At 66.2% G+C, this 459-nt stretch carries 1 protein-coding gene; it reads left to right on the top strand.

Annotated elements, in window-relative coordinates; translation table 11 throughout:
* The coding region (locus tag C9F12_RS22300; protein ID WP_162816568.1) for an RHS repeat domain-containing protein at positions 1 to 459 on the top strand (459 nt) is incomplete at both ends.

Genomic DNA, 459 nt, shown 5'->3' on the forward strand with positions numbered 1-459 from the left:
GCACAGCGCCGACGGTGATCTGATCGAAAGTCGTGATATGCGCGGCTACACCCGCGAGTACCAGTACCAGCACCATCTGGTCACCCGCTACACCCATCGCAGTGGCCTGGCGGTGGAGCTCGAGTGGGACTGGCCGGGCAAGGCCGAGGGCGCCCTGCCCGCCGCTCACGACGCGCGCTGCGTACGCAACCGCCTGGAAGATGGCAGCGAGGACACCCGCTTCGAGTACCATCGCGGCCTGTGGTACACCCGCGTCACCGACGCCGACGGCGTGGTGACCTTCTACCGCTACAACGATCACAACCAGATCGAGTCGATCACTCACCCCTTCCACCCGGCGCTGGGCAGCGAGCACTGGCGCTGGGACGAGCACGGCCGGCTGATCCGCCATATCGACGGCGAAGGACGCACCACCCACTATCGCTATGACGACCAGGGTCGGCTGATCGAGACGGTCGA

This window comes from Halomonas sp. BN3-1, from assembly GCF_003056325.1.
In the GTDB taxonomy this organism is placed as follows: Bacteria; Pseudomonadota; Gammaproteobacteria; order Pseudomonadales; family Halomonadaceae; genus Halomonas; species Halomonas litopenaei.